Origin of the sequence: Caballeronia sp. LjRoot34, assembly GCF_964253815.1 — a bacterium.
In the GTDB taxonomy this organism is placed as follows: domain Bacteria; phylum Pseudomonadota; class Gammaproteobacteria; order Burkholderiales; family Burkholderiaceae; genus Caballeronia.
The window spans coordinates 1078276-1102461 of record NZ_CAXUSB020000003.1; the positions used below are offsets into that span (position 1 = coordinate 1078276).

The 24186-nt window shown below is 59.0% G+C and carries 26 protein-coding genes and 1 pseudogene; 17 read left to right on the forward strand and 10 right to left on the reverse strand.

Annotated features, from left to right (window positions below; all coding sequences use genetic code 11):
- Nucleotides 1-9: 9 nt before the first annotated feature.
- The 6 genes from ACSQ36_RS35845 to ACSQ36_RS35870 all read left to right on the forward strand — a co-directional run bounded on the left by ACSQ36_RS35845 (nt 10) and on the right by ACSQ36_RS35870 (nt 5362).
- Nucleotides 10-807: an ABC transporter permease gene (locus ACSQ36_RS35845; protein ID WP_213768055.1), complete on the forward strand. Its 798-nt coding sequence runs from the start codon at nt 10-12 to the stop codon at nt 805-807.
- A complete protein-coding gene (locus ACSQ36_RS35850) occupies nt 804-1946 on the forward strand; it encodes an NAD(P)/FAD-dependent oxidoreductase (protein WP_436185746.1) in 1143 nt (380 codons plus the stop codon). Before ACSQ36_RS35845 ends, ACSQ36_RS35850 begins: the two co-directional genes overlap by 4 nt.
- A gap of 108 nt (nt 1947-2054) precedes the next feature.
- Nucleotides 2055-2435, forward strand: a complete 381-nt coding sequence (locus tag ACSQ36_RS35855) for a (2Fe-2S)-binding protein (RefSeq protein WP_213768057.1) — start codon at nt 2055-2057, stop codon at nt 2433-2435.
- Nucleotides 2425-3819 carry an NAD(P)/FAD-dependent oxidoreductase gene (locus ACSQ36_RS35860; RefSeq protein WP_436185747.1) on the forward strand — a complete coding sequence of 465 codons (1395 nt, stop codon included), beginning with the start codon at nt 2425-2427 and terminating at the stop codon, nt 3817-3819. The genes ACSQ36_RS35855 and ACSQ36_RS35860 overlap by 11 nt, the downstream gene beginning before the upstream one ends.
- Nucleotides 3812-4948, forward strand: coding sequence for an NAD(P)/FAD-dependent oxidoreductase (locus ACSQ36_RS35865; protein WP_436185748.1), 1137 nt, complete (start codon nt 3812-3814; stop codon nt 4946-4948). Before ACSQ36_RS35860 ends, ACSQ36_RS35865 begins: the two co-directional genes overlap by 8 nt.
- Nucleotides 4949-5008: 60 nt before the next feature.
- Nucleotides 5009-5362, forward strand: coding sequence for a RidA family protein (locus ACSQ36_RS35870; protein WP_436185749.1), 354 nt, complete (start codon nt 5009-5011; stop codon nt 5360-5362).
- A gap of 196 nt (nt 5363-5558) precedes the next feature.
- Here the strand turns inward: ACSQ36_RS35870 and ACSQ36_RS35875 are convergent, their stop codons facing one another.
- Nucleotides 5559-6464: a LysR family transcriptional regulator gene (locus ACSQ36_RS35875; protein ID WP_436185750.1), complete on the reverse strand. Its 906-nt coding sequence runs from the start codon at nt 6462-6464 to the stop codon at nt 5559-5561.
- 130 nt (nt 6465-6594) lie between these two features.
- Here ACSQ36_RS35875 and ACSQ36_RS35880 point away from each other — a divergent pair, with 130 nt between their 5' ends.
- The 3 genes from ACSQ36_RS35880 (at nt 6595) to ACSQ36_RS35890 (ending at nt 9104) form a co-directional block, all read left to right on the forward strand.
- Nucleotides 6595-7689 carry an alpha/beta fold hydrolase gene (locus ACSQ36_RS35880; protein ID WP_436185751.1) on the forward strand — a complete coding sequence of 365 codons (1095 nt, stop codon included), beginning with the start codon at nt 6595-6597 and terminating at the stop codon, nt 7687-7689.
- Nucleotides 7690-7840: 151 nt separating this feature from the next.
- On the forward strand, nt 7841-8254 hold the full coding sequence (locus tag ACSQ36_RS35885) for a DoxX family protein (RefSeq protein WP_213768063.1): 414 nt from the start codon (nt 7841-7843) through the stop codon (nt 8252-8254).
- Between the two features lie 145 nt (nt 8255-8399).
- Complete coding sequence (locus ACSQ36_RS35890; protein WP_436185752.1) at nt 8400-9104, forward strand: YceH family protein; 705 nt, start codon at nt 8400-8402, stop codon at nt 9102-9104.
- 173 nt (nt 9105-9277) lie between these two features.
- Here ACSQ36_RS35890 and ACSQ36_RS35895 read toward each other — a convergent pair whose 3' ends face one another.
- Complete coding sequence (locus tag ACSQ36_RS35895) at nt 9278-10333, reverse strand: porin (protein ID WP_436185753.1); 1056 nt, start codon at nt 10331-10333, stop codon at nt 9278-9280.
- Between the two features lie 188 nt (nt 10334-10521).
- On the opposite strand from ACSQ36_RS35895, the gene ACSQ36_RS35900 reads away from it, so the two are divergent.
- On the forward strand, nt 10522-10755 hold the full coding sequence (locus tag ACSQ36_RS35900; RefSeq protein WP_436185754.1) for a hypothetical protein: 234 nt from the start codon (nt 10522-10524) through the stop codon (nt 10753-10755).
- Between the two features lie 826 nt (nt 10756-11581).
- Here the strand turns inward: ACSQ36_RS35900 and ACSQ36_RS35905 are convergent.
- Nucleotides 11582-12412, reverse strand: a complete 831-nt coding sequence (locus tag ACSQ36_RS35905; RefSeq protein WP_436185755.1) for a DUF72 domain-containing protein — start codon at nt 12410-12412, stop codon at nt 11582-11584.
- A gap of 294 nt (nt 12413-12706) precedes the next feature.
- On the opposite strand from ACSQ36_RS35905, the gene ACSQ36_RS35910 reads away from it, so the two are divergent.
- From ACSQ36_RS35910 to ACSQ36_RS35920, 3 genes are all read left to right on the forward strand, one after another.
- Complete coding sequence (locus tag ACSQ36_RS35910) at nt 12707-13090, forward strand: LysR substrate-binding domain-containing protein (RefSeq protein WP_436185756.1); 384 nt, start codon at nt 12707-12709, stop codon at nt 13088-13090.
- A 265-nt stretch (nt 13091-13355) separates the two neighbouring features.
- Nucleotides 13356-13547 carry a hypothetical protein gene (locus ACSQ36_RS35915; protein WP_436185757.1) on the forward strand — a complete coding sequence of 64 codons (192 nt, stop codon included), beginning with the start codon at nt 13356-13358 and terminating at the stop codon, nt 13545-13547.
- 604 nt (nt 13548-14151) lie between these two features.
- Nucleotides 14152-14451 (forward strand): hypothetical protein, encoded by a 300-nt coding sequence (locus ACSQ36_RS35920; RefSeq protein WP_436185758.1) that lies wholly within the window; start codon nt 14152-14154, stop codon nt 14449-14451.
- 479 nt (nt 14452-14930) lie between these two features.
- Here ACSQ36_RS35920 and ACSQ36_RS35925 read toward each other — a convergent pair whose 3' ends face one another.
- The 3 genes from ACSQ36_RS35925 to ACSQ36_RS35935 form a co-directional block, all read right to left on the reverse strand.
- Nucleotides 14931-15725 carry an ABC transporter substrate-binding protein gene (locus tag ACSQ36_RS35925; RefSeq protein WP_436185759.1) on the reverse strand — a complete coding sequence of 265 codons (795 nt, stop codon included), beginning with the start codon at nt 15723-15725 and terminating at the stop codon, nt 14931-14933.
- An 815-nt stretch (nt 15726-16540) separates the two neighbouring features.
- Complete coding sequence (locus tag ACSQ36_RS35930; RefSeq protein WP_436185760.1) at nt 16541-17155, reverse strand: hypothetical protein; 615 nt, start codon at nt 17153-17155, stop codon at nt 16541-16543.
- Nucleotides 17156-17189: 34 nt separating this feature from the next.
- A complete protein-coding gene (locus ACSQ36_RS35935; RefSeq protein ID WP_436185761.1) occupies nt 17190-17690 on the reverse strand; it encodes a hypothetical protein in 501 nt (166 codons plus the stop codon).
- 347 nt (nt 17691-18037) lie between these two features.
- Between ACSQ36_RS35935 and ACSQ36_RS35940 the strand changes: the two genes are divergently transcribed.
- On the forward strand, nt 18038-18970 hold the full coding sequence (locus ACSQ36_RS35940) for an FRG domain-containing protein (RefSeq protein WP_436185762.1): 933 nt from the start codon (nt 18038-18040) through the stop codon (nt 18968-18970).
- A gap of 882 nt (nt 18971-19852) precedes the next feature.
- Nucleotides 19853-20188 carry a hypothetical protein gene (locus ACSQ36_RS35945; RefSeq protein WP_436185763.1) on the forward strand — a complete coding sequence of 112 codons (336 nt, stop codon included), beginning with the start codon at nt 19853-19855 and terminating at the stop codon, nt 20186-20188.
- Nucleotides 20189-20379: 191 nt separating this feature from the next.
- Here the strand turns inward: ACSQ36_RS35945 and ACSQ36_RS35950 are convergent, their stop codons facing one another.
- The 3 genes from ACSQ36_RS35950 to ACSQ36_RS35960 form a co-directional block, all read right to left on the reverse strand.
- Nucleotides 20380-20796 (reverse strand): DUF1801 domain-containing protein, encoded by a 417-nt coding sequence (locus ACSQ36_RS35950; protein WP_436185764.1) that lies wholly within the window; start codon nt 20794-20796, stop codon nt 20380-20382.
- Nucleotides 20797-20892: 96 nt separating this feature from the next.
- Nucleotides 20893-21420, reverse strand: coding sequence for an SRPBCC family protein (locus ACSQ36_RS35955; protein ID WP_436185765.1), 528 nt, complete (start codon nt 21418-21420; stop codon nt 20893-20895).
- Nucleotides 21417-21752 (reverse strand): ArsR/SmtB family transcription factor, encoded by a 336-nt coding sequence (locus ACSQ36_RS35960; protein ID WP_213768076.1) that lies wholly within the window; start codon nt 21750-21752, stop codon nt 21417-21419. The genes ACSQ36_RS35955 and ACSQ36_RS35960 overlap by 4 nt, the downstream gene beginning before the upstream one ends.
- A 125-nt stretch (nt 21753-21877) precedes the next feature.
- Here ACSQ36_RS35960 and ACSQ36_RS35965 point away from each other — a divergent pair, with 125 nt between their 5' ends.
- Both ACSQ36_RS35965 and ACSQ36_RS35970 read left to right on the forward strand, forming a co-directional pair.
- A complete protein-coding gene (locus ACSQ36_RS35965) occupies nt 21878-23032 on the forward strand; it encodes an epoxide hydrolase family protein (protein WP_436185766.1) in 1155 nt (384 codons plus the stop codon).
- Nucleotides 23033-23075: 43 nt separating this feature from the next.
- Nucleotides 23076-23192: pseudogene (locus ACSQ36_RS35970) on the forward strand (ester cyclase); the annotation flags it as partial.
- Between the two features lie 27 nt (nt 23193-23219).
- Here ACSQ36_RS35970 and ACSQ36_RS35975 read toward each other — a convergent pair.
- Nucleotides 23220-24167: a LysR family transcriptional regulator gene (locus ACSQ36_RS35975; RefSeq protein ID WP_436185767.1), complete on the reverse strand. Its 948-nt coding sequence runs from the start codon at nt 24165-24167 to the stop codon at nt 23220-23222.
- Nucleotides 24168-24186: the final 19 nt, after the last annotated feature.

Sequence of the window (24186 nt, forward strand, 5' to 3'; positions counted from 1 at the left end):
GGAGACGCCATGAAACAAAACGGATTCCTGGGCCTGCTGTTCAACGCGCTGTTTCTCACGTTCATTGCAGCGCCGCTGGTGGTCGTGATCGCGGTTGCATTCACTGACAAAGGCTTCATCTCGCTGCCGTTCGACGGTGCGTCGCTGCGCTGGTTCAGGGCAATTCTGGACAACGACCAGATCGTCGATGCCTTCTGGCTCTCGGTGCGCCTCGCGCTGGTGGCGGCCACGGTCGGCGTAGCGCTCGCGTTGCCGGCGGCGTTGGCTATCGCTCGTTATCGCTTCCCTGGCCGCGCCGCACTGACCGGCTTTTTCCTCTCGCCCATGATGATTCCCGCCGTCGTGCTCGGCATCGCGTTCCTGCGATTCCTGAGTTTGCTCGGCCTCGGCGGTTCGTTCTGGGCGCTCTGCGCGACGCACGTGATCATTGTGTTGCCGTACGCGTTGCGGCTGGCGTTGTCATCGGCTATTGGTCTCGATCGCGATGCCGAACGCGCAGCACTGTCATGTGGCGCGAGCCGCTTTACGGCCTTTCGCCGCGTCGTGCTGCCGATGATCCGTACCGGCGTAGCCGGCGGCTGGGTGCTGTCGTTCATCCAGAGTTTCGACGAACTCACCATGACCATTTTTGTCGCGACACCCGGCACCACCACGCTGCCCGTCGCGATGTACAACCAGATCGCGCAGACGATCGATCCACTGGTGGCCTCCGTGTCGACCGTGTTGATCGTCGGCACAATAGTACTGATGCTGGTGCTAGACCGCATGGTCGGTCTGGACCGCGTCCTGATTGGAGAAACACGATGAGAGGTCATTCAGTCGACAGTCCCGACGTGCTGGTGGTCGGGGGTGGGCTGGTAGGAACCGCGGTGGCCTACGGGCTGGCGCGCGAGGGAGCAAAGGTGACGGTGCTGGACCAGGGTGACGGCGGTTTTCGTGCATCGCGCGGCAATTTTGGGCTGGTGTGGGTGCAGGGCAAAGGCTACGGTTTGTCGCCCTACGCACGCTGGTCGCGCAGTTCGTCGCGGCTGTGGCCGGGACTCGCTGCGGCGTTGCTGGAGGAAACGGGTATAGACGTTGCGCTGAAGCAGCCGGGCGGTTTCCACCTGTGTTTCTCCGACGAAGAAATGGCCGAGCGCGAGAAGCGCCTGTCTACGTTGCAGACAGAACTTGGCGGCGAATATCCCTATCAATTGCTCGATGCTCGGGAGTTGCGCGAACGTCTTCCCGCCGTCGGACCTGAAGTGATCGGCGCAAGTTATACGCCCATGGATGGTCATGTGAATCCGCTCAAGCTGCTGCGTGCGCTGCACGACGCCATGCAGCGGCGCGGCGTGACGCTCATCAATGACGAAGACATCGGGCGCATCGTTCCCGAGACGAACGGCTTCGCCGTGCACGGCAAGAACGCCGTGTGGCGTGCGCCGAAGGTTGTCTTGTCAGCAGGTCTTGGCAACCGCGCGCTCAGCGCCCAGGTGGGTCTGCACGCGCCGGTTGCACCGAATCGCGGGCAGGTGCTGGTCAGTGAGCGGGTCGCCCCGTTCCTCCACTACCCGACCATCAACGTACGCCAGACCGATGAAGGATCGGTGCAGTTCGGCGACTCAATGGAAGAGGTCGGCTACAACGACTACACCACCGCCGATGTGCTGTCGACCATCGCGCGGCGGGGCGTGCGGGCATTCCCGTTGTTGAAGAACGTGCGGCTGGTACGCATGTGGGCTGCGCTGCGTGTCTACAGCCCGGACGGCTTTCCGATCTATGAGCAGTCGCTGCAGTATCCGGGCGCGTTCGTCGTGACCTGCCACAGCGGTGTGACGCTCGCGGCGGCACATGCCATGCGGATTGCTCCGTGGATCATGGGTGGTCCGATCCCCGATGAACTCGCGGCATTCCGCGGCGGCCGTTTTCTCGCCGCCAATCATGCGACCAGCCATGCTCACTAGCCGCTTCAACGTCTCGCTTGCATCGGCTCCGGCTTGTTGTCGCCGTTGTCCGCTCCCCGCGATGCATCCTGAACGCCGACATTCCGCTTTGCTTCGACTTGTCCGACTATGACTTCAAAACCGCTATTCAGAATACTCTCGCCGGCCCCCGGCACTGGCACTGGCACTGATACCCAGGCCGAGGCTACTATCCAGATCTGGTTCAACGACCAGCCGCTCAGCGTGCCGGGCGGACGCTCGGTTGCCGCCGCATTGCTGGCCGCTGGAGTCCAGCGATTTCGCGCGACGCCCGTGTCCGGTGCGCCCCGTGCACCATATTGCATGATGGGCGCGTGTTTCGAATGCCTGGTCGAGATCGACGGCATGCCGAGCCGGCAGAGTTGTCTCGTCACGGTGCAGGACGGCATGCGTATTCATTCGCAAGAGGGCGCACGCGATCTGCCGCCGCTGTCGGATGTGAATTCGGTGGAGAACGTTCATGGCCGCTAATACTGTCGATGTCGCCGTGATCGGCGCCGGACCTGCCGGGCTCGCTGCCGCGACTCAAGCTGCGAGAGCGGGGCTGTCCGTGGTCCTGCTCGATGAACAGGAAGCTGTGGGCGGACAGATCTATCGCGCGATCGAACGCAGCGACGCGCAACGCCGCACTATCCTTGGCGCAGACTATGCCGCCGGTGCGGCGCTGGCGAGCGAGTTCGCCCGTTCCGGCGCGCGTTATGTGCCTAACGCATCAGTTTGGCAAGTCACGCGCGAGCGCTCGGTGCACTACCTCAAGGACGGCAAGGTAAGCAGCTTCGAGGCCCGGCGCGTGGTGCTCGCGACCGGCGCGCTGGAGCGTCCCTTCCCGATTCCTGGTTGGACCCTACCCGGTGTGATGACCGCCGGTGCCGCACAGATCCTGCTGAAAAGCGCGGGCGAAGTGCCGGCTGAACCGCCGATACTCGTCGGCTGCGGACCGCTGCTTTACTTGCTCGGATGGCAGTACGTTCGCGCGGGTGTACCCATTCGCGCGCTTGTTGATACCACGCGTTACGAGGATCGCTGGCGCGCGAAGCGGCACATGTTGTCCGCCTTGCGCGCGTGGCCATACTTGAGCAAGGGCCTGCAGTTGATGCGCACGTTGCGCGAAGCCGGCGTTCCGATGCATGAAGCCGCCGATGACCTTCGGGTGGAAAGCGGTATCGATGAAGACGGTTCCGAACGGGCGCGCGCGCTGCATTTTTCGGTGCGTGGCGTGTCGCATCGAATCGAGGCCAACGTGATCCTGTTGCACCAGGGCGTGGTGCCGAATACGCAGTTCACGCTCTCGCTCAGGGCATCGCATAAGTGGGATGACGCGCAGTTATGCTTCGCACCCTTAACCGATCAATGGGGCGAGCTCGATGTCCCCGGCATCTTCGTGGCGGGCGATGGCGGCGGCATTGGCGGCGCGCAGGCGGCAGAGACGCAGGGCGAAGTGACGGCGCTGGCGATTGCTGCGCAGCTTGGCGCGATTGATACCGCCGCGCGCAATCGCAGCGCCGCGCCGCTGCTTCGCCGCCTGGCTGAGGTCATGCGCATTCGTCCTTTCCTCGACAGTCTTTATCGTCCACGCGATGAAAACCGTGTGCCGAAGGACGAGGTGATCGTGTGCCGCTGCGAGGAGGTGACGGCCGGCGAACTCCGTAGTTTCGTGAAGCTCGGTTGTCTCGGGCCGAACCAGGCGAAGTCGTTCGGCCGATGTGGCATGGGCCCATGCCAAGGCCGCCTGTGCGGATTGACCGTGACCGAAGTGATCGCCGATGCACGCAGCGTACCTCCTGAAACCGTGGGCTATTACCGCATCCGTCCGCCGATCAAGCCGCTTACGCTCGGAGAACTGGCCGGTGAATAAGCCCGTAGCCAATGAGTCAGATGTGCTGGTGATTGGCGGTGGGCTGCATGGATCGAGCAGCGCATTTCATATTGCCCGCCGTGGGGTGAGCGTGACCGTGCTGGAAGCCGATTATGTCGGCCGCCATGCGTCGGGCGTCAATGCAGGCGGCGTGCGCACGCTTGGCCGGCCATTGCCCGAGATTCCTCTGGCGTTGATGTCGCGGGAGATATGGCACAACATCGTCGATACAATTGGTGACGACGCGGGTTTCGTGGCGTCGGGTCAGTTGAAGATCGCGGAGACCGAAGCCGAACTCGATGAATGCCGCGAACGCGTCGCGCTGCTCGAGGCGCATGGTTTCACGCACGAGAAAATAATCGACCGTGAGACTTTGCTTGAGCTGGAGCCGGCGATCACGCCGCATGTGACTGGCGGCATCTGGGTCGAACGCGATGGTTACGCGTTGCCGTTCCGGACAACGACTGCGTTTCGGCTGGCAGCAGAGCGTCATGGAGCCGTGTTCCATGAAGGCACACCGGTGACAAGGATCGAACAGAAGGGCGAGCGCTGGTTCGCGCATACGCCATCGGGTGTGTTCTCGGCTGCGAAGCTGGTGGTGACGGCCGGGGCATGGGCGGGAGAACTGTCGCAACAAGTGGGCGAGCCGGTGCCGGTTCATCCCGAGGGGCTGATGCTGATGGTCACACATCGGGCCGCACCGTTCTGCCGCGCGACGCTCGGCGCAACGGGACGGCCCTTGTCGTTCAAGCAATTCGATAACGGCACGGTGGTTATTGGCGGCAAGCTGATCGGGATTGCGGACCTGCCCGGGCGTCATGGCGAAGTCGATTTCGCGCGGCTGGTGAAGAGCGCGAACACGGTTGTCGATCTGTTTCCGCACTTGCGCAATCTCGGCATCAATCGCGCATGGGCCGGCGTGGAAGCCTTCACCGACGACTCGCTACCGGTGATCTCGCCTAGCCGGCGAGCGTCCAATCTGACCTATTCGTTCGGGTATTGCGGCAGCGGGTTTCAGCTTGGGCCCGGATGCGGGAAGCTGGTGTCCGAGCTGGTGCTGGACGGCGTAGCGTCGTTGCCGCTGGATGCGTTTGCCATTGACCGGTTCAAGGATGTTGCGGCGGCATAAACGCAACACAGGGTTGTGCCATGCTGATTGATGGTTATTTTAAATTAACGAGGAATACTTATGAACGATATCGTCAGGATCGAAACCAATCAACGGATGAGCCGTGTTGTGAAGGCTGCGGGGCTGGTGTTCGTCGGCGGACAAACGTCGAATGACCGTACGCTCGATGTGAAAGGTCAGACGCAACAGGTTCTTGCGAAAATCGATGGTTTTCTCGCGCAGGCGGGTATCGATAAAACGCGGCTGGTATCCGCGCAGGTCTGGCTGGCAGATATCGGCCGCGACTTCGCGGGCATGAACGACGTGTGGGATGCATGGGTCGCACCGGGTTGCGCGCCGACACGCGCGACGGTGGAGTCGAAGCTGGCCGCGCCTGATTTGCTGGTCGAGATTACGGTGACTGCGCTGGCGTGATTTCGTAGGCTCAAGGTCGGGGCGTGAGCCGCTTTTGAATTCAGCAGCTATCGTTCCGTCCGTTTGACACTTCCCACGTATCAACCACTGCCGCATAGCGGAATGCGTGGCGGCGGCAATACCGCTTGCCACCAGTGCAGGAGCCCGGCTGTGCGGTTGTGGACCTTCACCAGCGCGCCGTAGCCTGGTCCAACGCTTAGCGATCCCACGGTGGTTCGTCACGATAAGCGTCGGCGAGATAATCGATGAACTGACGAACCTTCGACGGCACATAGCGCGCAGTCGGATAAACCGCGTTGATGGTCAGCTCGGCGGTTCTATAGTCGGGCAGCAACTTGATCAGGTTTCCAGCCTTGATATCCTGCCCAAAAACGAAGGTAGGGCCATACGCAATCCCGACGCCCGCGAGTACTGCCGAGAGCAGCATCTGCATGTTGTTGGCCTGCATCCGAAGCGCTCCGTCGATCACATGGTCGCGATTCTGTTTGTCCGTCAGTATCCACTCGGGAACCGATACCGCTTCACTGAACGCCAGACGAGGTGCACGCCGGAGGTCTTCGGGATCTTTAGGTGTGCCTTCGCGGCTCAGGTACGCCGGCGATGCGCAGATCGCCATGCGGCAAGGTGCAAGACGCCGGGCGACGAGATCAGAGTCGGGCAGCTTGCCAATGCGGATAGCGACGTCGATCCCCGCGCTTTGCAGATCGACGTAACGATCATCGAGCGAGACTTCAATGCTGACATGCGGATGGTCGTCAAGATAGCGCGCGACGACCGCGCCCATATGCAGCGTACCGAACGTGACCGGCGCGGCGACCCGCAAGGTGCCGCGTACTGTGCTGTGCGCGTCGCTGGCTTCCCGGTTGGCATCGTCGAACTCTTCGAGAATGCGTTGGCACCGGATGTAGTAGGTGCGCCCGGCGTCCGTCAGGCTCAGGCTGCGCGTGCTGCGATGAAGCAGGCGGACGTTCAACTCGGCTTCCAGCGCGCTGACATACTTGCCCGCCATCGAAGCGGACAAGCCAAAACGTTTGCCGGCGGCCACGAGACTGCCTTCATCGATAGCAGCTACAAACACGGCGATGCTTGCGAAGCGGTCCATTTTTATTCGATAGCCCGATGATTGAGTGATGATACCAAAGCGGGGATTATCGCGTTTTGCGCGCTAATCTAACATCGCGTTGTGAGTTTGGCCGAGCGTGGCCAAGCCGCCGATATCAAGGAGAAGCGCGATGAAAGTAACGTCGAACGGTATACAGATTCACGTCAAGGATCAGGGAAACGGCACGCTGCCGGTTGTTTTTCTACATTATTGGGGAGGGTCGTCGCGCACGTGGGATGACGTGATCGCGGCGTTGCCGACGCAATACAGGACCATCGCGCCCGACCTCCGGGGCTGGGGCAACTCGGACGCGCCGTCCGCTGGCTACGCGCTCGCTGACTTTGCCGATGACGTGCAGCAATTGATTGCGGCGATGAAGTTGGACCGGTTCGTCCTGGTCGGTCATTCGATGGGCGGCAAGATTGCGCAGTTGCTCGCGTCGCGCCGCCCGCAGGGACTTGCAGGGCTTGTGCTGGTTGCGCCGTCTCCACCCGTGCCGCTGGTTCTGCCCGCTGAAGCGCGCGCGGCAATGGAAGGCGCTTACCAGTCACGGGAGTCCGTCGGCATGGCGATAGACCAGATGCTGACCGCCAAACCGTTGAGTCCGAAGCACCGGGAACAGGTGATTGAGGACAGCCTGCGTGGCGCGGTTCAGGCGAAGCTGGCGTGGCCCCAGTCCACCAGCCTGGAAGACATCTCGCTTGATGTCGCCGCGATCGATGTACCGACCATTGTCATTGCCGGCGAGCTTGATCGTATCGACGGTACCGCGATACTCGAAGCGCAATTGCTCACGCGCATTCCCCATGCGGTCATGCATGTGCTGCCTGACACCGGCCACTTGTCACCGCTTGAATCGCCGATGGAAGTCGCCGGTATCATCCGCGAGTTTGTCGATGGCATCGAGCGCGTCAACTGCGATGCAATCACGGTCACTTTGCTGATGAACGTGAAGGATGATTTTGCGGCGGATTTTATTGGCGGACTGCCTGCGTTGGTGCGTGAAACATCGTCTTCGCCAGGCGTGCGGTCGGTTCGCGCGTTCCGCAATGCCGAAAGCGTTAACGCGATCCTGTTTGTCGAAGAGTGGGAGAGCGAGGCGGCGTTCAAGACGTACATTGCGTGGCGGACGGAGCGCGGCGATATGGCAAGGCTCGGTCAAATGCTGTCGAAGCCACCGGAGATTTCGACCTGGTCTACAACCGCGGCGCAGGTCGTGAGTTAGGCAACCCGCAACGTCGGGCCGCCGTTTCCTTAGCTTATCGAAACAATCCCGCCGTTTGCCTACTGCCGCATAGCGATGCTAATGTTCGACTGGTGCCCATCGGGCGTTCCAACCCCGTGTACGGTCGTGCCCTTTCCAAAGGAAAGCCATCATGCGATACACCTTGTTCGAGCAACGTAAAGACGAATTGATTCTGATCGCGCGCGTACTGCTCATGATCCTGTTCGTGATCTTTGGTTGGAGCAAGTTGACGGGGTTCTCGGGCACGGTCGGTTACATGGCCACGGAAGGCGCACCGTTCCCCACGCTCTCTGCCATCATCGCAATTGTCATGGAGTTTTTTGTCGGCATTGCGATTGTGGTCGGGTTCTACACCCGGCCGCTCGCGCTCCTCTTTGCGTTGTACACGCTGGGCACGGCCCTGATAGGACACCGCTTCTGGACCATGACCGGCGACGCGTATATGGCCAACATGATCAACTTCTACAAGAACATCAGCATCATGGGCGGCCTGCTGCTGTTGTGCGTGACCGGCGCGGGAAAATATTCAATCGATCGAAGATAAGCGCATCCATCGCCGCGTATTCTCTGGACAGGGCAGGGCGGATATCATAGTGCTCTTCGCAGGGCTGGTTAAGCGCCTATAGACATCCTCCGCCCGGCTTAACGCCCGGTCCGAATACCCGTATCTGCATCCAGCGACGTCAAGCATGAACTCCACTCCCGATGTACCTTCACGACCGCCCATGCGCACCCTGACGCCGCTCGAGGCGCGCGTGTTGGCCGTTCTTGTCGAAAAGCAGCACACGGTCCCCGATGCTTATCCGCTGTCGGTCAATGCACTCACATCCGGTTGCAACCAGAAGACCGCCCGCTCCCCGGTGATGAACGTCACCGACGCCGATGTCCTCACGACAGTCGATGACCTGAAACGCTTGAGCCTGGTTTTTGAAGGCAGCAGCAGCCGCGTGCCGCGCTTCGAGCACAACATGAACCGCGTGCTGGGCATCCCGAGCCAGGCCGCCGCGTTGCTCACCACGCTCATGCTGCGCGGGCCGCAGACCGCAGCGGAGCTACGCCTGAATGCCGCGCGTTTGCATGGTTTCGCCGATATCTCGTCGGTCGAGGCGTTCCTCGATGAACTCGCCGCGAACGAGCCGCCGCGCGTCGTGAAGTTGCCGCGCACGCCGGGCGAGCGCGAAAGCCGCTGGGCGCATTTGTTATGCGGCGAAGTGAGCGTGAGTGTGAGCGAAGTGTCGGGCGGCGGTTCTGTTGACGATTCCGTTTCGTACACCGAGTTCGAGATTCTTAAAGCCGACCACAAGCGGCTTGGTGAGGAGTTGGTCCGCCTGCGGACGATGGTTGAACAGATGGCGGCCGAACTGGGGATCACCCTCGATAAAACGGGCGAGTAGCCGTAATTATTACGCGATGCCCGTGCACGATGGCGAGGCCGCCTCCGTCGGCATTGTGCATGGACAGCGCTGCCGTAACGGCGCGTCAGGCAAAAGCGCGGCGGCGCTATCAAGGCGATTCCCACTAGTGGAATTTAATACTTGGCCGCGCGGAGCTTGTCTGAACATCTGCTTCAAAACCGTTCGATCATGCCGAATTGCACACCGCGTACCGGCGCGCCCGGGTAGGCGACCGGCAATCCCGTTACATTGACGCCGCGCAGGGTGAACGTAGCGTTGGCACGGTTTTCCAGATCGGCTGCGGTGAAATACAGCAGGAGCGAACGCGACAGTGTGTATTCGAACGCGATGCTGAACTGGTCTGCGTTGTTGCCCTCGCCGCTGCGATCGCGCGCGTGCGCGTAGCCCAGTGACGCGCGCGCCAGCGGCGAGATGGCCCAGGAGGCTGACAGCGAAATGCCGTCGTCGTGATAGCGTGGACTGCCGCCGTCGCCGTTGAACAGCGCGACGTAGGTGCGCACGGGACCGAACAGATAGGACGCGCCCGCCAGGTTCGCGCGCAATCCGGCGTCGCCATGGGTTTGTTGCCGTGCATACGATAACTGCAGGGCATTGAGCGTGTAATTGGCCGTCACGTAATACCCGCCGATCCCGTTGCCGTCACCTGGGTCGCGCAGCGCGGCCATGCCCGTGACGTCGAAGCCCGCCACCGATGGAGAGATCCAGGTCAGTGCGTTATCCGTGTAGGGCGTGATCTTCGACAAGTTGTTCAACCCCGATCCAATGGTGCCTGCGCCAAAGGCATCGAGTCCGCCCTTGAACGGGATATAGAGCGGCGAATATTGCCGGCCGAAGCGGGTTTCACCCCACGGTGCGTCGAGGCCGACCCATGCCTGCCGGTTGAACAGGGTACCGGCCGTGTCCAGGGTGCCGTCTGCAGAGCCAAAGCCGTTCTCCAGGTCGAAGATCACGCTTGTGCCATTGCCCAGGGGCTCGCTGCCGCGCAAGCCGATGCGCGAGCCGCGATACGCGCCGGAATCCATTCGCGGTGTCCAGCCATTGCCGGGATTAGTCACTTCGATGCTGGTGTCGAGCGTGCCGTATAGTGTGACTGAGCCTTGCGCATGGGCCGTGCCTGCGGTAGCGAGGAGCGGCAGCGCGCAGAGCAGCGCGTGTTTGCAAGTGCGGCGGCAGAGGAGCGCCGCATAGTGCCGGGCAGGGGAATTCATCGCGGTCGGATTACGTTCTTTGCAATTGAACTCCGCGACTGTAGCAAGTTGGACCACAGTTGCAACGAAATTCGAACGACGCCATATTGCGACTGGTGCTCGGCGACCAAAGGCTTAGCTTCTGAACCTTGTTTGATGCATAGGAAATAAGGATACCGAAGAAAGAATTAAACGCGAAACCCCACAGCATGGCGATGATCGAAATTGCAGCGGTAAGGGCCGTGGTATTGCCCGGGGGGTTGTCGGTTCTGGGGTTAGTGGGCGGGGTCTATGCCGGGTTGGTGCTTTCGGCCGTGGTGGTCTGCGTGACTCAGATTTTTTCTTTATCACTATTAGCCACTGTGCGTGGCGGCACGTCATTTCTTTGTCCAAAGCGACAAAGAAACGAAGCAAAGAAAACGCTTTCAACCACGCTACCCTAAGTGTCCACAGCGTGCAGTTTTGATTCATAGGTGCCCCAAAAGCACGGTGCTCGCCAGAGCGGAGGATGTGTGAACCCCTCTTTCTCCGAACACGGATACCCACACGCTTCGCCACCAGTGATTGAACCTGCCCAAGGAGCACCCCGCGCTATCCGCGTGAACCACCCACCGAATTTGTACACACCTCGAACCACGTCGCCAACCCTGCTGAAAACGAGGCAGCAAAGATGTTCTGGGCCGTAAGCCACGAAAATAAGCGCGCTGACCAAGCAGCTAACCCGCGAAGAACCTTAGAAGCAAATACGCGTTAGGCCGTGCAGGTTCGTGGTCAATTCGTGCTTGCCCGAGAGCACGGGTGGCGAAGCGTGTTCATTGGCAAGCGCGAGTCTACGAGTACGCGTGAGGCCGCACTGGCTCCTTGGCAACTGGTGCTTGCCCGAGAGCGTACGGGGCGAAGCGTGTTCGTGTCAGGATTCGCGAGAAGGAGGGGTTCACACATCCGTCGCTCTGGCGAGCACCGTGCTTTTGGGGCACCTATGAATCAAAACTGCACGCTGTGGACACTTAGGGTAGCTGGTTGTAAAAGCGTTTTCTTTGCTTCGTTTCTTTGTCGCTTTGGACAAAGAAATGACGTGCCGCCACGCACAGTGGCTAACAGTGATAAAGAGAAAATCCGACTCTCGCAGACCACCACGGCCGAAAGCACCAACCCAGCACTGACCCCGACCACTACACACCGACCTCCCGGCATTGACCACTACCCCTAACCCTCAAGCCCCAGCAAACCTCCTCCAACCCCGAGTGCGAACGAAACCCAATTCCCCCACTAAGCGCCACTACCGCTTAATCCCTCGATCATGGCAATACTCGCCGCCGGGTTGTGCGTCTTGAACCCGCTGATCACATACAAATAGACGTCTCGCGGCGTAGCCACCGCGGCTGGCTTGCTGACTGTTTCAAGTCCTTCCGGCGTGCCGCCAGATGCCCAGTCCCGAGCCCGCTCAGTCCATAGATCCAGCGTTTTGTCGTCATAGCCGCGCGCAAACTCCTCGGTCGTCCCCATGATGCGGGCATAGACGAACTTCGCCGTTACATCCGCGATCTGCGGATATTTCGAATCCCCCGCCATGACGATGGCAACACCATGTTTTCGCGCGAGGGCAACAAATGCCTCGTCGCGAAAACTCTCATGCCGCACTTCGAGCGCATGCCGGATCTCACGACCATCAACTTTATGGGGCAACAGGTTCAGGAAAGCTTCGAAGTCGTCCGCATCGAATTGTTTGGTCGGGGCAAATTGCCAATTGATCGGGCCGAGCTTGTTCTTCAATTCAAGCACGCCGCTCGCCAGGAAACGCTCGACAGATTCGCCGGCCTCCGCGAGCACCCGCCTGTTCGTTGAGAAACGCGGTGCCTTTAGCGAGAAGACAAAAGCATCCGGGGTTTCGTCGTGCCACTTCGCGAACGTGGCGGGCTTCTGCGAGCCGTAGAACGTGCCGTTGATCTCGATCGTGGTCAGCTTGCGGCTCGCGTATTCGAGCTCGCGCTTTTGCACGAGTCCTTTCGGATAGAACGTGCCGCGCCACGGCTCGAAGGTCCAGCCGCCGATGCCGATCCTGATCTGCCCAGCCTTGCCCGCCGTCTTCCGGGTCGCCATGAATGAGATCCCTCCCAGTGCACTCGATGCGCTCAAGTGTAGCGAATTGGCGCAGGGCGTGCGATGGGGGGACTTGAGGATCAGCTATCGGAAGACTGAAGGTCCACTGTGGGTCCTTGCTGCACCGCAGAAAGCGTCTTCCTAAGTGGCTTCCTGTTAGCACGGTCGCCAGCCAAGGCCGTTTGCCCGGTACGCGTGAACGCCACGAGCGCGAGCGAAACCAGCGCTGCAAAGACGACATAAAAAGCGGGAACATAGTGGCGGGTTGCGACGGCACACGCAGACGTCGCATCCTTGCTCAAGAGTCATCCGTTCATTCGCTTCGACCGGACCTCGCCAACGGGCGCAAAAGTCGAGCAGACCTTGCGGCGCATGCGGATAAAACCCAAGGAGATTCTCGAGGTCATTTCAGTGGCGGCCATCATCGATCTGGTCAGGCAAAACGTGGGAATTTCCATTGTGCCTTTGCTTAAGCATGTTGCATGGACGCGCGACCATTCGCTGATTGCGCTACAACTTCCATACCGTCCGCTCAAGCGCGTAATCGGGATACTTGAAAGTGACCGCCAGTTCGAGATTATGGCTGTAGTGCGACAGAAAGCTGCTGCAGGCATTGGCTTAACCCCCTTTACTTCTACGACGCATTGCCCAGATCTTACCTATCCTTACCAACACTAAAGATCTGCGCGCTTGAGTCGATAAGCTGGAGAGACCGACCAAGAGGATGAGGGAAGTTGCCATGCAGTTAAGCAATATTGCGTCGTCACCCACTTCGGAGCGAACGATATCGACTTCGAGTCCCGCGACTGACCCATGGTCTGTATCGGACGACAACGTCGACCCGGCACAAACAACACAAACAACACAAACAACGCAAGCGATAAACCCGGCAGATGCCACGACCCAGGATTCGGCCGTCACGATTTCGCCCGAAGGGGCTGCAATGGCGGGTCAGGATGCAAGCAGTGACGACGGGTCAACGTCGAACGTATCGGCGGTCAAGTCGCTTGCTTACGGGACGCTTGGCCTCGAACGTCCCGACCAGCCGCAACAGAATCGCAACGAGTTCTACACGGCTGGGAGATGGATCGCTGCGGGACTCACCGTTGGAGGAATCATTTCGCTACTGGTTTGACGTTCCCGGACATAGCCCACTCAGCGAATGTTTGCAACTTCAACCGGCAGTTCAAGACGGCGAAGGAAACGACTCCGGCAGCGTATCGCCGGGAGTTTGCCGAGGCCGGCGTTCCCGATGACGAGGATGTCGCCCGGCTAACTGAACGCTCTCCATCGCTTCAAAGGGAACGGGAACAGATTGGTTCGGAGAACGAAGAACATAGATAGTTTGCGCGCCATGCGACATGGGTGATTTGACGCTCTGCCAGGCGGCTGTACCGAGGCATGTGTCGGTCGGGGAAACCGTCACTGATCGGCGGTTTGGGGAGGGTGACTTCGGTGTTTTATCGTCGGACCAAATACGGCCCATACCGGTCGGTCAGGACAGGCGTCCAGATCGTCGATCTGCATCGGGACCGCGTATTCGCTGCTTCGACTACTAATGGACCGCTTCAGAACATCGTTTTGTTAGATGTTTTACACTGTTCATGGTATCGAGCGGTCATGCTGGCGTAGCTGCCAATTACCACGATCTCGTGAAATCCGGTGATTGCGCAATTCGTGGTCAGGCAGGGAGCGATTGTCTGCGTCGATACTCCAGTCTAATCAAGGAGATACGGATCATGAACAAGGCAATCAGCACATTAATCGCGGCCGTCGCCGCGCTCGCGCTGTCGGGCGGCGCTTATGCACAGAGCAACAACACGCTGGCGACCCCGAGCACCGTGTCGCCGGCCGCCGCCCACGCAACGAGCGGCTACGGCACGCCTGGCGCCACCGGCTCGGAAAGCGGCAAGGCCGCCGGGTCGCCGAACTCGGGCCTGCCGAATAGCACGACCAGTAGCCCGACGTCCCTCATCAACGCTCCCGGGAGTCACAACACGCTGGCGACCCCGAGCACCGTGTCGCCGGCTGCCCAATAACGGCAATTAATGACGACAAACAGGCGCAAGCAAAAAGCGAACAAGCGTCCCCTCATTCATCACTCGTCGTAAGAAAAGCCGCTGCCCTCACGGACAACGGCTTTTTGTTTCTCCCTAACCAACCTCTTCCTGGCTGCGGCTTGCGGCACACCTACTGAATAATAGCGACCGGGCTAGCCCACCGTAAGGCGTCAGATGGCCGAATTCGACCAACGTTGAATGAGCGCTTCGCGGAAAATCGAGGGACCGAAACGGGTCGATCGCCAACGATCGCAAAAACGAAAAACGCCCGCGAACCGAGGCGGGCGTAATCCATATCGGTGAAGACATGGAGGAGACGTTTCAGATATTGAGCGCGGCCTCACGGCCTTGCAATCGACCAAAAAAATTCTTGGCGATCTTCTGACCGTAAGGCGTCGCCCGTAGACGGGTCAAGCAGCCTGATTGCGTTTAGCGTCGACGGATCCTCGCGAGAATGCTTACTTCGGCGAGACGTCGATGTCGCCCAGATACTTTTTCGCTAACGATTTAACCGTGCCGTTCGCCTGAAGCTTGGCGATCGCCTTGTTCAGACGCTCCTTTAGCGCGCCGTCGTCTTTGCGAATTCCGAACGCAATGCCGCTTCCAAGGATTGCGTCATCATTCACTGGACCGCCGGCGAAGCTGAAACCCGCGCCGTCCGGTTTCGACAAGAAGCCCGATTGGCCTGCGGCGGCGAGAACCAGCGTGCCGTCGATACGACCGGACTTCAGGTCAGTGTAGATCTGGTTCTGGTCCTGATAGGTGGTCACCGTTACGCCGTTGTTGGCCCACTTGGCCTTCGCATAGGTCTCCTGGGTCGAGCCTTGCAATACGCCAATGTTTTTGCCTTTGAGCGAGTCCGGTGTCGGCATCAGGCCAATGCCCGCCTTAGCGACCAATTGAGTAGGCACCTTGTAGATGATGTTAGTGAAGTCAATTACTTCGCGGCGTTTCGCTGTGACGTTCATGGCCGAATTGATTACGTCGAACTTGCGGGCTTGCAGCGCGGGGATGATGCCGTCGAACGAGCTTTCCGTCCACTCGCACTTCATCTTGAGTTCTGAGCAGATGGCGTTGCCGATATCGATATCCAGGCCCTGCAACTCGCCCGACGCGGACTTGGACTCAAACGGCGGATATTGCGCTTCCAGTCCGTAGTGCAGGGTCCCAGCGGCGAATGCGGCGCTGGCGCCCAGCGTCGCAACCAGCAGTAAAGCAGCTTTAAAAAGAGTGATCGACGTTGCGTTCTTCATTGGCTGATCTCGTGTGGCGGATTAAAGAGTTCTGACGGGTTCGTAAGTTTTTTTCGCCGCTACGCATAGGAAACGCGGACGCAGCAAGCACTCAATTTAAGCAGGAAAACAAATCGGAAACTATTAAACCGAGTGCGGTTTCGAGCATAGCGGCGGGAGCCGGTTTGCCCGTTAGCCGCTAATTGTCCATTCGCTAACTGTATGGCTCATTGGTCCGGCCGTTTCCTCTCGGACATTGGTGCATCGCTGCGCACCAAAATTGTGCTTGGTCGACTCCTTTGCATCTTCTCCTATAGCTCTAACCGCAAACGCCGATCGCAAGCGCATTTGCGGTTCCGTGCATAGCAGGATCCCGTGCGGACGCATTTATGCATTTATCTTCGCCGACCGTACGAAGTGCATGACTGAGGCGTTGAATCGTGGGAGTTCACAACCGGCCAACGTGCGCGTCCTTGTTCCCGGACCACTCGCAAACGCGCTAACAGCACGGAACCGGTCATGCGAGTGGGGTGGCAATGCGCACTCAGTTCAGCCGCCGTCCGTGGGGAATTTTATATAGGCGCCGATGGGCGACGTTGTAGTGCCGGGGACCGTTGGCTTGATCGATCGCTAGCACGTTTCGAAGGTTCGAACGTCTTTTACCAATCGTGCAGGGGCGCATTCGGCCAGGAGTCGTCGTTCGTCCGGACCTACATCCGGACATTCAGACGTCGCCTCTGCCTCGGAAACGGCCATTCGATTCGCAGCGGTTAGCGTCGAATGATCGGCCATCGCAGCCCTTCAATATGCATTCACCGCGTGCCGGTGTCTAAATCCTAGCTTGGCGGCCAGACGTTTTTGAAGTCTATTTTTACCCGGATCGGGGTCTCGAAGTCCATAATCTTGCGCGCGCACTCGACTTTTCCCCACCAACTATCCACGACGTATGCATTGATGGGGTCTCGATAGTGGTACAGATTGTTTCCGATTTTCTGGTCAGCGTTTGCCGGAGCCAAGACGCATATCAGCCCCAGACCGTAGATGGCACTCTGGGGCAGGGTCATCGACTGATTCTTGATGTCTATAGAGAACTGCTGATGACCGTCTGCAATTTGCACCGAGACTCCGAAGCCATCGGGGAGTTCGTCCCCGTGGGCTAGGCTACAACGAAACTTTTCGTAGACGATATCTGCGAAGGTGATCCCGATATTGCCTTTTGCGTCTTTGAAGGGGAACACCGTCTCTTCCAAGTTCACCCCTCCGAACATCAGTTCGATGATGTCCAAATGCTCATTAACGAACTTTCGATAGCGCTCGCCAACCTTGCTGATGCTCGGGTAGGTTTTCTTAGCTGTACCATCGACGGCCAAGCATGCGTGCAACATCGCTTGATCCAAGTCCTTTCTGTCACTGGCATCAATAGAAAGCTTTATGTGATCTGCAATCTTCATGGTGTCACGTTCTCTACTGTAGCGGATGATTGCATTATTGCTTCTGGCGGCTCGCTACGAGCATTGCCTGTGTCTGCGCGATTTGCTCCCTCGCCGCATCGTCTGCTGCAAGCTCGCCGTGATACTTGTCAATCAAGGTGGACAGACTGTTCTTGATCTTGTGAGCGGCGACTATCTCCGACTCCAAGGGCTCGGCAGACAGGGCGGAAAAGTCAGCGCCTTCGCTCCGAATGGATGCCGCGATCTTGTCTATTTCTGCCAGATCGGCATCCGTCATCTGATGCCACGCGGCCATCGCTCCTGACCCGCCAAGTCCTTTTGCAGCCAAGACGGCTCTGCGAGACCCAGCAGCAGCGTTCACTAGGGCGCGCAACGTTGAAAGGGAATTGTGGGCATCACCAAGCGCCTTACGCAGTTCAAGCCGCAAGTCCAGCGCCTTGATCTGGTTGCTGCGCCGGTAGCCGATGAAGCCCATCACCGCGCCGAAGATTCCGGTCGCCATGCCCACATAGCCAGTCCAGTCTGAGTCAGCCATTTGGTTCCCGTTTCTGGTATTTTTCGTGTGAACATTCTGCCACCGGTGCGCGCAGGATAGCGCGCTTAAAGAAGCGTCAAAGCATGGGATTCGTCGTAAGGACTTGGAAAGATCCGGTGTGGAGCAAAGTCATCTCTAGGGCAATCATCGCTGCTGCGACTGGTACATGGGCGAGAGTTCAGGGCTATCTAATTATCACCGCATTGCAGCATGGCGTACCTCCCAGAGAACACCCCGACAATCTGAGTATGTCTTGAGGCGAAGGCGCTTTATGCAAGCAGTCGCCGACATTCGATAGCGCTGCTTCTGAACCGTTGCTTTGCCCCCTAACAACCGAGGACCACGACGTGAACGGACAATGGTTAGGCATCAAACACATGAATCCAGGAGTGCCGCGCCGAGATTCAAATCTGGCAATAAACATCGACAAAGTCGGAGGTTTCTACCAAGGAGCAATGTTTGACTGGCCTTTTGATCCGCCGCACATCTGCAGCGTGGTACCTCTGAAAGTGCCAGCGAACCTGAATCCGTTCACCCTGGAAAGCCGGGTCTATGCCTATGCAGGGCCAAATGAGCCTGCTCCGTTCGTCGACGGCAGCGAGTATTTTACGAAACTGACCGGTCAACCAATAGCACTTCCAAGACGGGTCTATATTGAGGGGGATTGGCGCGATGACCGCATGCGCATGTCGTATACGACCGACCTAGGCACGGGGGGGCATGCGATCGTTGAGCGGATGGGGGAGAAATCGAAGTCCAAGTTCGTCGCACCGATACTGAAGTGGGAGGACCTGAAGAACATTTTCGGTCTTGCACCTTATCGGACCTGTGCCTATCGTGGGCACTCGAATGCAGAGTGGCCATTGCGGTCTCTCTATCATCGAGAAGGCCGGGCAGATCTCTACCGATACAACATTGAAGACATGCAGTTGATGTACAACCGCTTGAGTGGTTCCCTGCCCCAAGCAATGAATATGCGGGATAACGACAGTCGTGGGGGGGTTCTCCACCTGTTGCAGCACCACGGCTATCCGACTCCACTGCTCGACTGGTCGTATTCGCCTTATGTCGCAGCTTATTTTGCCTTTCGACATCATCACAGCCCGAGGACAGACGACCAAGACCGGTGTGTCCGCATTTTTAAGTTCGACGTCGAGACCTATATGACGACGGTCGAGCCGATTAATCTATTGGCAACGCCTCGCTCGAATCTCACCTTTTTAGAGTTTCCGACGCAAACAACCCGCGCGCCATTCCTCAACACGCGCTCTCTGGCCTGACGAGCGTGGACGATATAGAACGATACATCCAACTTCAAGAGGGAAAATTCAAAAAAACCTTCCTGGAGGCGTTTGATATCCCGGTGTCCGAGGCACCCAAGGCGCTCGCTGATCTGAGAGCGATGGGCATTACGGTTGGGTCATTGTTTCCAGGAATTGATGGCGCGTGCGAGGAGATGCGTGGAATTCGGTTTCCATGACTTCGTATCTGGCAAACGCTGATCCGTGTTCTTCCGGCATCCTTAAACTGCCCCATACGACCGACAACGATTGATCTCAGCGGTGTGCAGGATATCGCCGAATGGCCTTTCGCCCGGTCATAGCCAATGACCGTTGCGCCCCCAAACCCGCCGTTCGCAGCACTTCGCAACGAGTATCTCGACTGGGTACGTCTGCCCGACGCGGGCTGATCAACGGCGGCCTGGCTGCGGCTAGTATCGATCGGTGAGCAGAGTGTGCAGATCGTCGACAATCCGTCCGCACCGACACCGCGCACTCGCCGCCTCAACTACTAAGGGAAGCGCTTCAGGAAATCGGTCCATTAGAAGTCTTCCATTGTCCTTGGTGTCGGGCAGTCATGCCGCCGCAGCCGCCGGTTATCACGATTTCGGGAAATTCAAACGTGCATGCTGGCTGCATGACCTCGTTCGCGTGAATTCAGGTCACGCGGCGTCTGCCGCATCTGGCCGGCCTCGAAATCGCACGTGGCGGCGCGGCTGAACGGCGTGGTCGATCTGCTAAGCGCAGACGAAAGCCGCTGGCTGCGACGCACGCCATTTTGGTGCGGACAAGGAGCACGCGGCACGGTAACTGCTCGTTCATAGTCAAGCAGGCGGCGACCGTCTGTGTCTATATTCCAGTTAAATCAAGGAGGGACGGATCATGAATAAGGCAACCAGCATATTAATCGCGGCAGTTGCCGCACTCACGTTGTCGGGTGGCGCTTATGCACAGGCGGGTGGAGGTTCAAGCGGTGGAGGTTCAAGCGGCGGCGGTTCGTCGGGCAGCACGGCTAGCCCGGCGAACGAGGTGAACGGTACAACAGGCGGCTACGGCACGCCAGGCACCACCAACTCGGACAGCGGCATGGGTGCCAAGGCGCCGAACTCGGGCCTGCCGAGTGGCACGAACAACAGCTTGACGACTGGTACCAGCGCTCCCACCAGCAACAACACGCTGGCGACGCCGAGCGTAAAGTCACCGGCCGCCGGCCAATAACAGCTGTAAAGATGACAACCGGCCGCGAAAAAATGCGCAAGCGCAAAGCGAACAAGCGCTTTAATCGCATGGGGCGCAAGAGTAATAGCGACCGCGCCCCACCTGTAACGCGCGTTATGGCAAATTCGGGCAGCAGGGCGAGGCTCCGGCGGAGCATTTGCCCGGCCCACGGAGGCAACGAATCCCGTAGTTCATTTCGCTCGCTTTGGCCTTGCTTTTGCGCCGGATGTATTCAGGGCGATAGCAGCATTGATGAGCGCCTTGAATGCATCCGAGTCGACCTCCTCGCCCTCATGGATGTCAATCGCGCGCCTTGTGTTCCCGTCGAGGCTTGAGTTGAAGAGCTTGGCCGGGTCCTTCAACGAAGCCCCTTTGGCGAAGGTCAATTTCACTACAGATTTATAAGACTCCCCCGTGCAGATGATCCCGTCGTGTGACCACACGGGAGTGCCCATCCACTTCCACTCCTCCACGATGTCCGGGTCTGCATCTTTGATGAGCTTGCGCATTCTGCTCAAGGTCTCTCCGCGCCAATCGGCAAGCTCGGTAATTCTTTTGTCAATCAGATCAGATGCCGGCTGACCCCCGGTTGAATCCGATTTTTTCATTATGTCATCCTAAATTTCCAGACTCTTCCATATTTCGGGGAAAGCCTTTTCCTGCGCTCGGGGATTTGAACGTCGTCGCCTTCCGCGTTCTGGGGTTCAGATACCAAATTGCTTCGCATACTCGGTGTTCAAGCGTGGCCAACCGAATTTCATCGCATCGCCACCGACGATACGCCCGATAGGATCGCCGGCCACGAGCCGATCGAGTACATCGAGGCAGATATGCCAGCCGGCTGCACCCATCGATATGAAGCCACGATCGATGTTGTGCCAGAGCGTGAGACGCGTGCCGCCGCCAAACAGCTCAAGTTGCCATCGCATGTCATTTTCGCCCCAGCGGTACTCAAGCAGGTTCGGCGCCTCGGCGCGCGTCACCTGCGTGTCCGAGATGTGCGGCGTCGGCGTTCCGACTGTCGAGAGCTTGACGGGGCCGACAGACGCGAGGCTCCGGTCGGCATCGAACGGTGCCCATTCACGCAGACTGGCCGGGTCGGTCAACGCTTTCCACACTTTCTCCGGCGGATGGCGCAACTCACGTACGAGAATCAGTGTCCACTTTTCTCCATCCTTTTGGACTTCGGCGCCGGCGGCCGGTCCTGGCATGTATTCGTCGCGGTTGCTCATCGTTTCTTACCCTTTTTGCGCGGTACAGGATCCATCCGATCAAGGTGGCGTTCGAGTGCGTCGACGTGGACCGACCAGAATTGGCGGAACGGCGCGAGCCAGGCGTCTATCTCCATCAGTGGTTCCGGTTTGATCCGGTATAGACGCCGCTGCGCGTCAACGCGCGACTCCACGAATCCGGCCTCTCGAAGCACCCGCAGATGCTTTGAAACCGAGGGCTGCGAGAGGTTTAACTTCTCCTCGATATCACCCACGGACCGCTCGGAAGTAGCGAGCAGACTCAGGATGGCGCGGCGGCTTGGCTCGGCGATGATGGCAAATGTTGATTCCATTTTTTATATATACGCCGCGGAGTATATAAGTGTCAAGCCGTGCGAATGCGTGTGGCGATATTAGGCGTGTTGTCCCTCACAGTCAGATCGTGGAGAATCGACTGCACTGTTCTAGCGGAGGTGTCATGCATATCGAGCCATTTCAGATTTCCGTGTCCGATGTTGAGATCGACGACTTGCGCCGGCGTTTGCGCGACAGCCGATGGGCATCCATGACTCCGTCCGAGTCGTGGCAACAAGGCACAGACACGACATGGCTGCGCGAATTGGTGAAGTACTGGGCCGACAGTTTTGATTGGCGGGCGGCTGAACGCAGTCTGAATCAGCAACCTCAATTCATGGCCGACGTGAATGGTCAGCGCGTTCACTTCGTTCATCGGCGTGGTGTGGGACCCCGGCCCTATCCGCTGGTCGTTACGCATGGCTGGCCGGGATCGTTCTTCGAATTTCACGCGTTGGCTGATCTGTTGTGCGACCCGGCTGCATTCGGCGCGGACCCGAACGATGCCTTCGACGTCGTTATTCCTTCACTGCCGGGATTTACATTTTCGCCAGCGCCCGCCACCTCCGGCACTTCCTCGTTTCAGGTGGCCGATCTATGGGCATCGCTGATGCAAGGTCTTGGGTACGAGCGATTTGGTGCTCAAGGTGGCGACTTGGGAGCGGGCGTGTCGGTCGCGCTAGCCTTGCGGCACTCCCAGGTAGTCGATGGAATTCATCTCAACTTTCTGCCGGGCTCGTATGAACCCGCAATCGACGTCGCTAATTCGCCGCTGACCGTCGCAGAACAAAACTTCCTTCGAGAGAAGGGTGAGTGGGCTGCGCTCGAGGGCGGTTATGCGCATATGCACGGCACGAGGCCGCGGACGTTAGCGGCGTCGCTTAACGACTCGCCGGCCGGGCTTGCTGCGTGGATCGGGGAGAAGTTTCGCGCATGGAGCGACTGCGACGGGGTGATCGAGCGTAGGTTTTCGAAAGATGAGTTGCTCACCAACTTATCGCTCTACTGGTACACCCAGAGCATTGGTACAGCAATCCAAATGTACTGGGAAAACCGGTTGCAGCCCATGCGTTTCGCCGCTGGACAACGGGTATTACCGCCGGTGGGCTTTGCGCACTTTCCGAAAGAGATCAATCACCCGCCGCGCGCATGGCTGGAACGAACGTTCACTGTCGCGCAGTGGACCGACATGCCGCGTGGTGGTCATTTCGCGGCAATGGAAGAACCTGAACTCCTTGCGGCCGATATTCGTAGCTTTTTCAGGCGCTTCCGGCAGTGAGTTCGTTGAAGAGGGCACATGGACGTTGGTCAGAACTCGCTGCACGAGCTTCCGCGAAGCGCTCCCGGATCTGAACTTCTGGGGCGCTGCTGATCTTATCGCCGAGGGGGAGTATGTAGTCGGCCGTTGGAAGGGTGGTGGCACGCATGCCGGTCCGGCATCCGCGCAATAACGCCAATCATTTTACTCAGGATACCAAACTGTTTGAGGAGTCTGTATCTTCCCGGTGCATCGCCGTTGTTCCTTTGGTGAGCGCCTCGGTGAGCGAACAGCGCAACAGATCAATGGCCCGCATGAGCCGGCCGGGGACGGAACCGTGAATGAACCACACATCGACTCCCGTGCGAAAGTCAGTGGCGTCGATAACCTGAAGCGCCGGACGATGCACCGTGCGTTCCAGCAAGTCCGGCGTGACGAGCCCGATACCGAGTCCACGCGCTACCAGGGACAATTGCAGCTCGGAGCCAAACGCTTCGACGGCGACATTGAATGGCACTCCCGCCGCCTCCATCGCACGTCTTAGCACCGAGCGCATCCCGCAGCCATCCTGATTGAGTACCCATTCGTAACGCGCCAGATCCGCCAGTGTCACCGGCGTATCGGGCAGACCGAGGGCGCGCGCCGCGACGATCACGGTCGGAAGGAACGCGAGGCGCGCAGCACGCAACGTCTCGGGTGGTGCGAAGCCCGACGGCATCATCACGATCGATGCATCGAGCGAGCCCCGTTCGACACTCTGCAACAGAGCCGGCGACCAACCCGCTGTTACGCGCAGCGTAAGCCGCGGAAAGGCACCGCGCAGGAGGTCGACCGGCTTTTCGAGTGCTGCTTCGGCCAGAAATGGCGGCATTCCAATTCTCAACTCGCCGGACGGCTCGCTTTCGGGAGAGACCACCAACAATAGATCGTCCACCGCGCGCAACACGGTGCGCGCCAGGGCAACGACCTCGTTGCCTGCAGCGGTCGGCTTGAGCGGCTTGCTTTGGCGATCGAGCAATTCCACACCCAGCATGCTTTCAAGGTTTTGCACGCGCCGCGTCAACCCAGGTTGCGTGAGATGGAGTTTTTCTGCAGCGCGCACCATCGAACCGCTGTCGACAACGGCAACGAACGCTTGTAGATCACGGGTGTTCAAACGGCGGCTCCGACGGGTG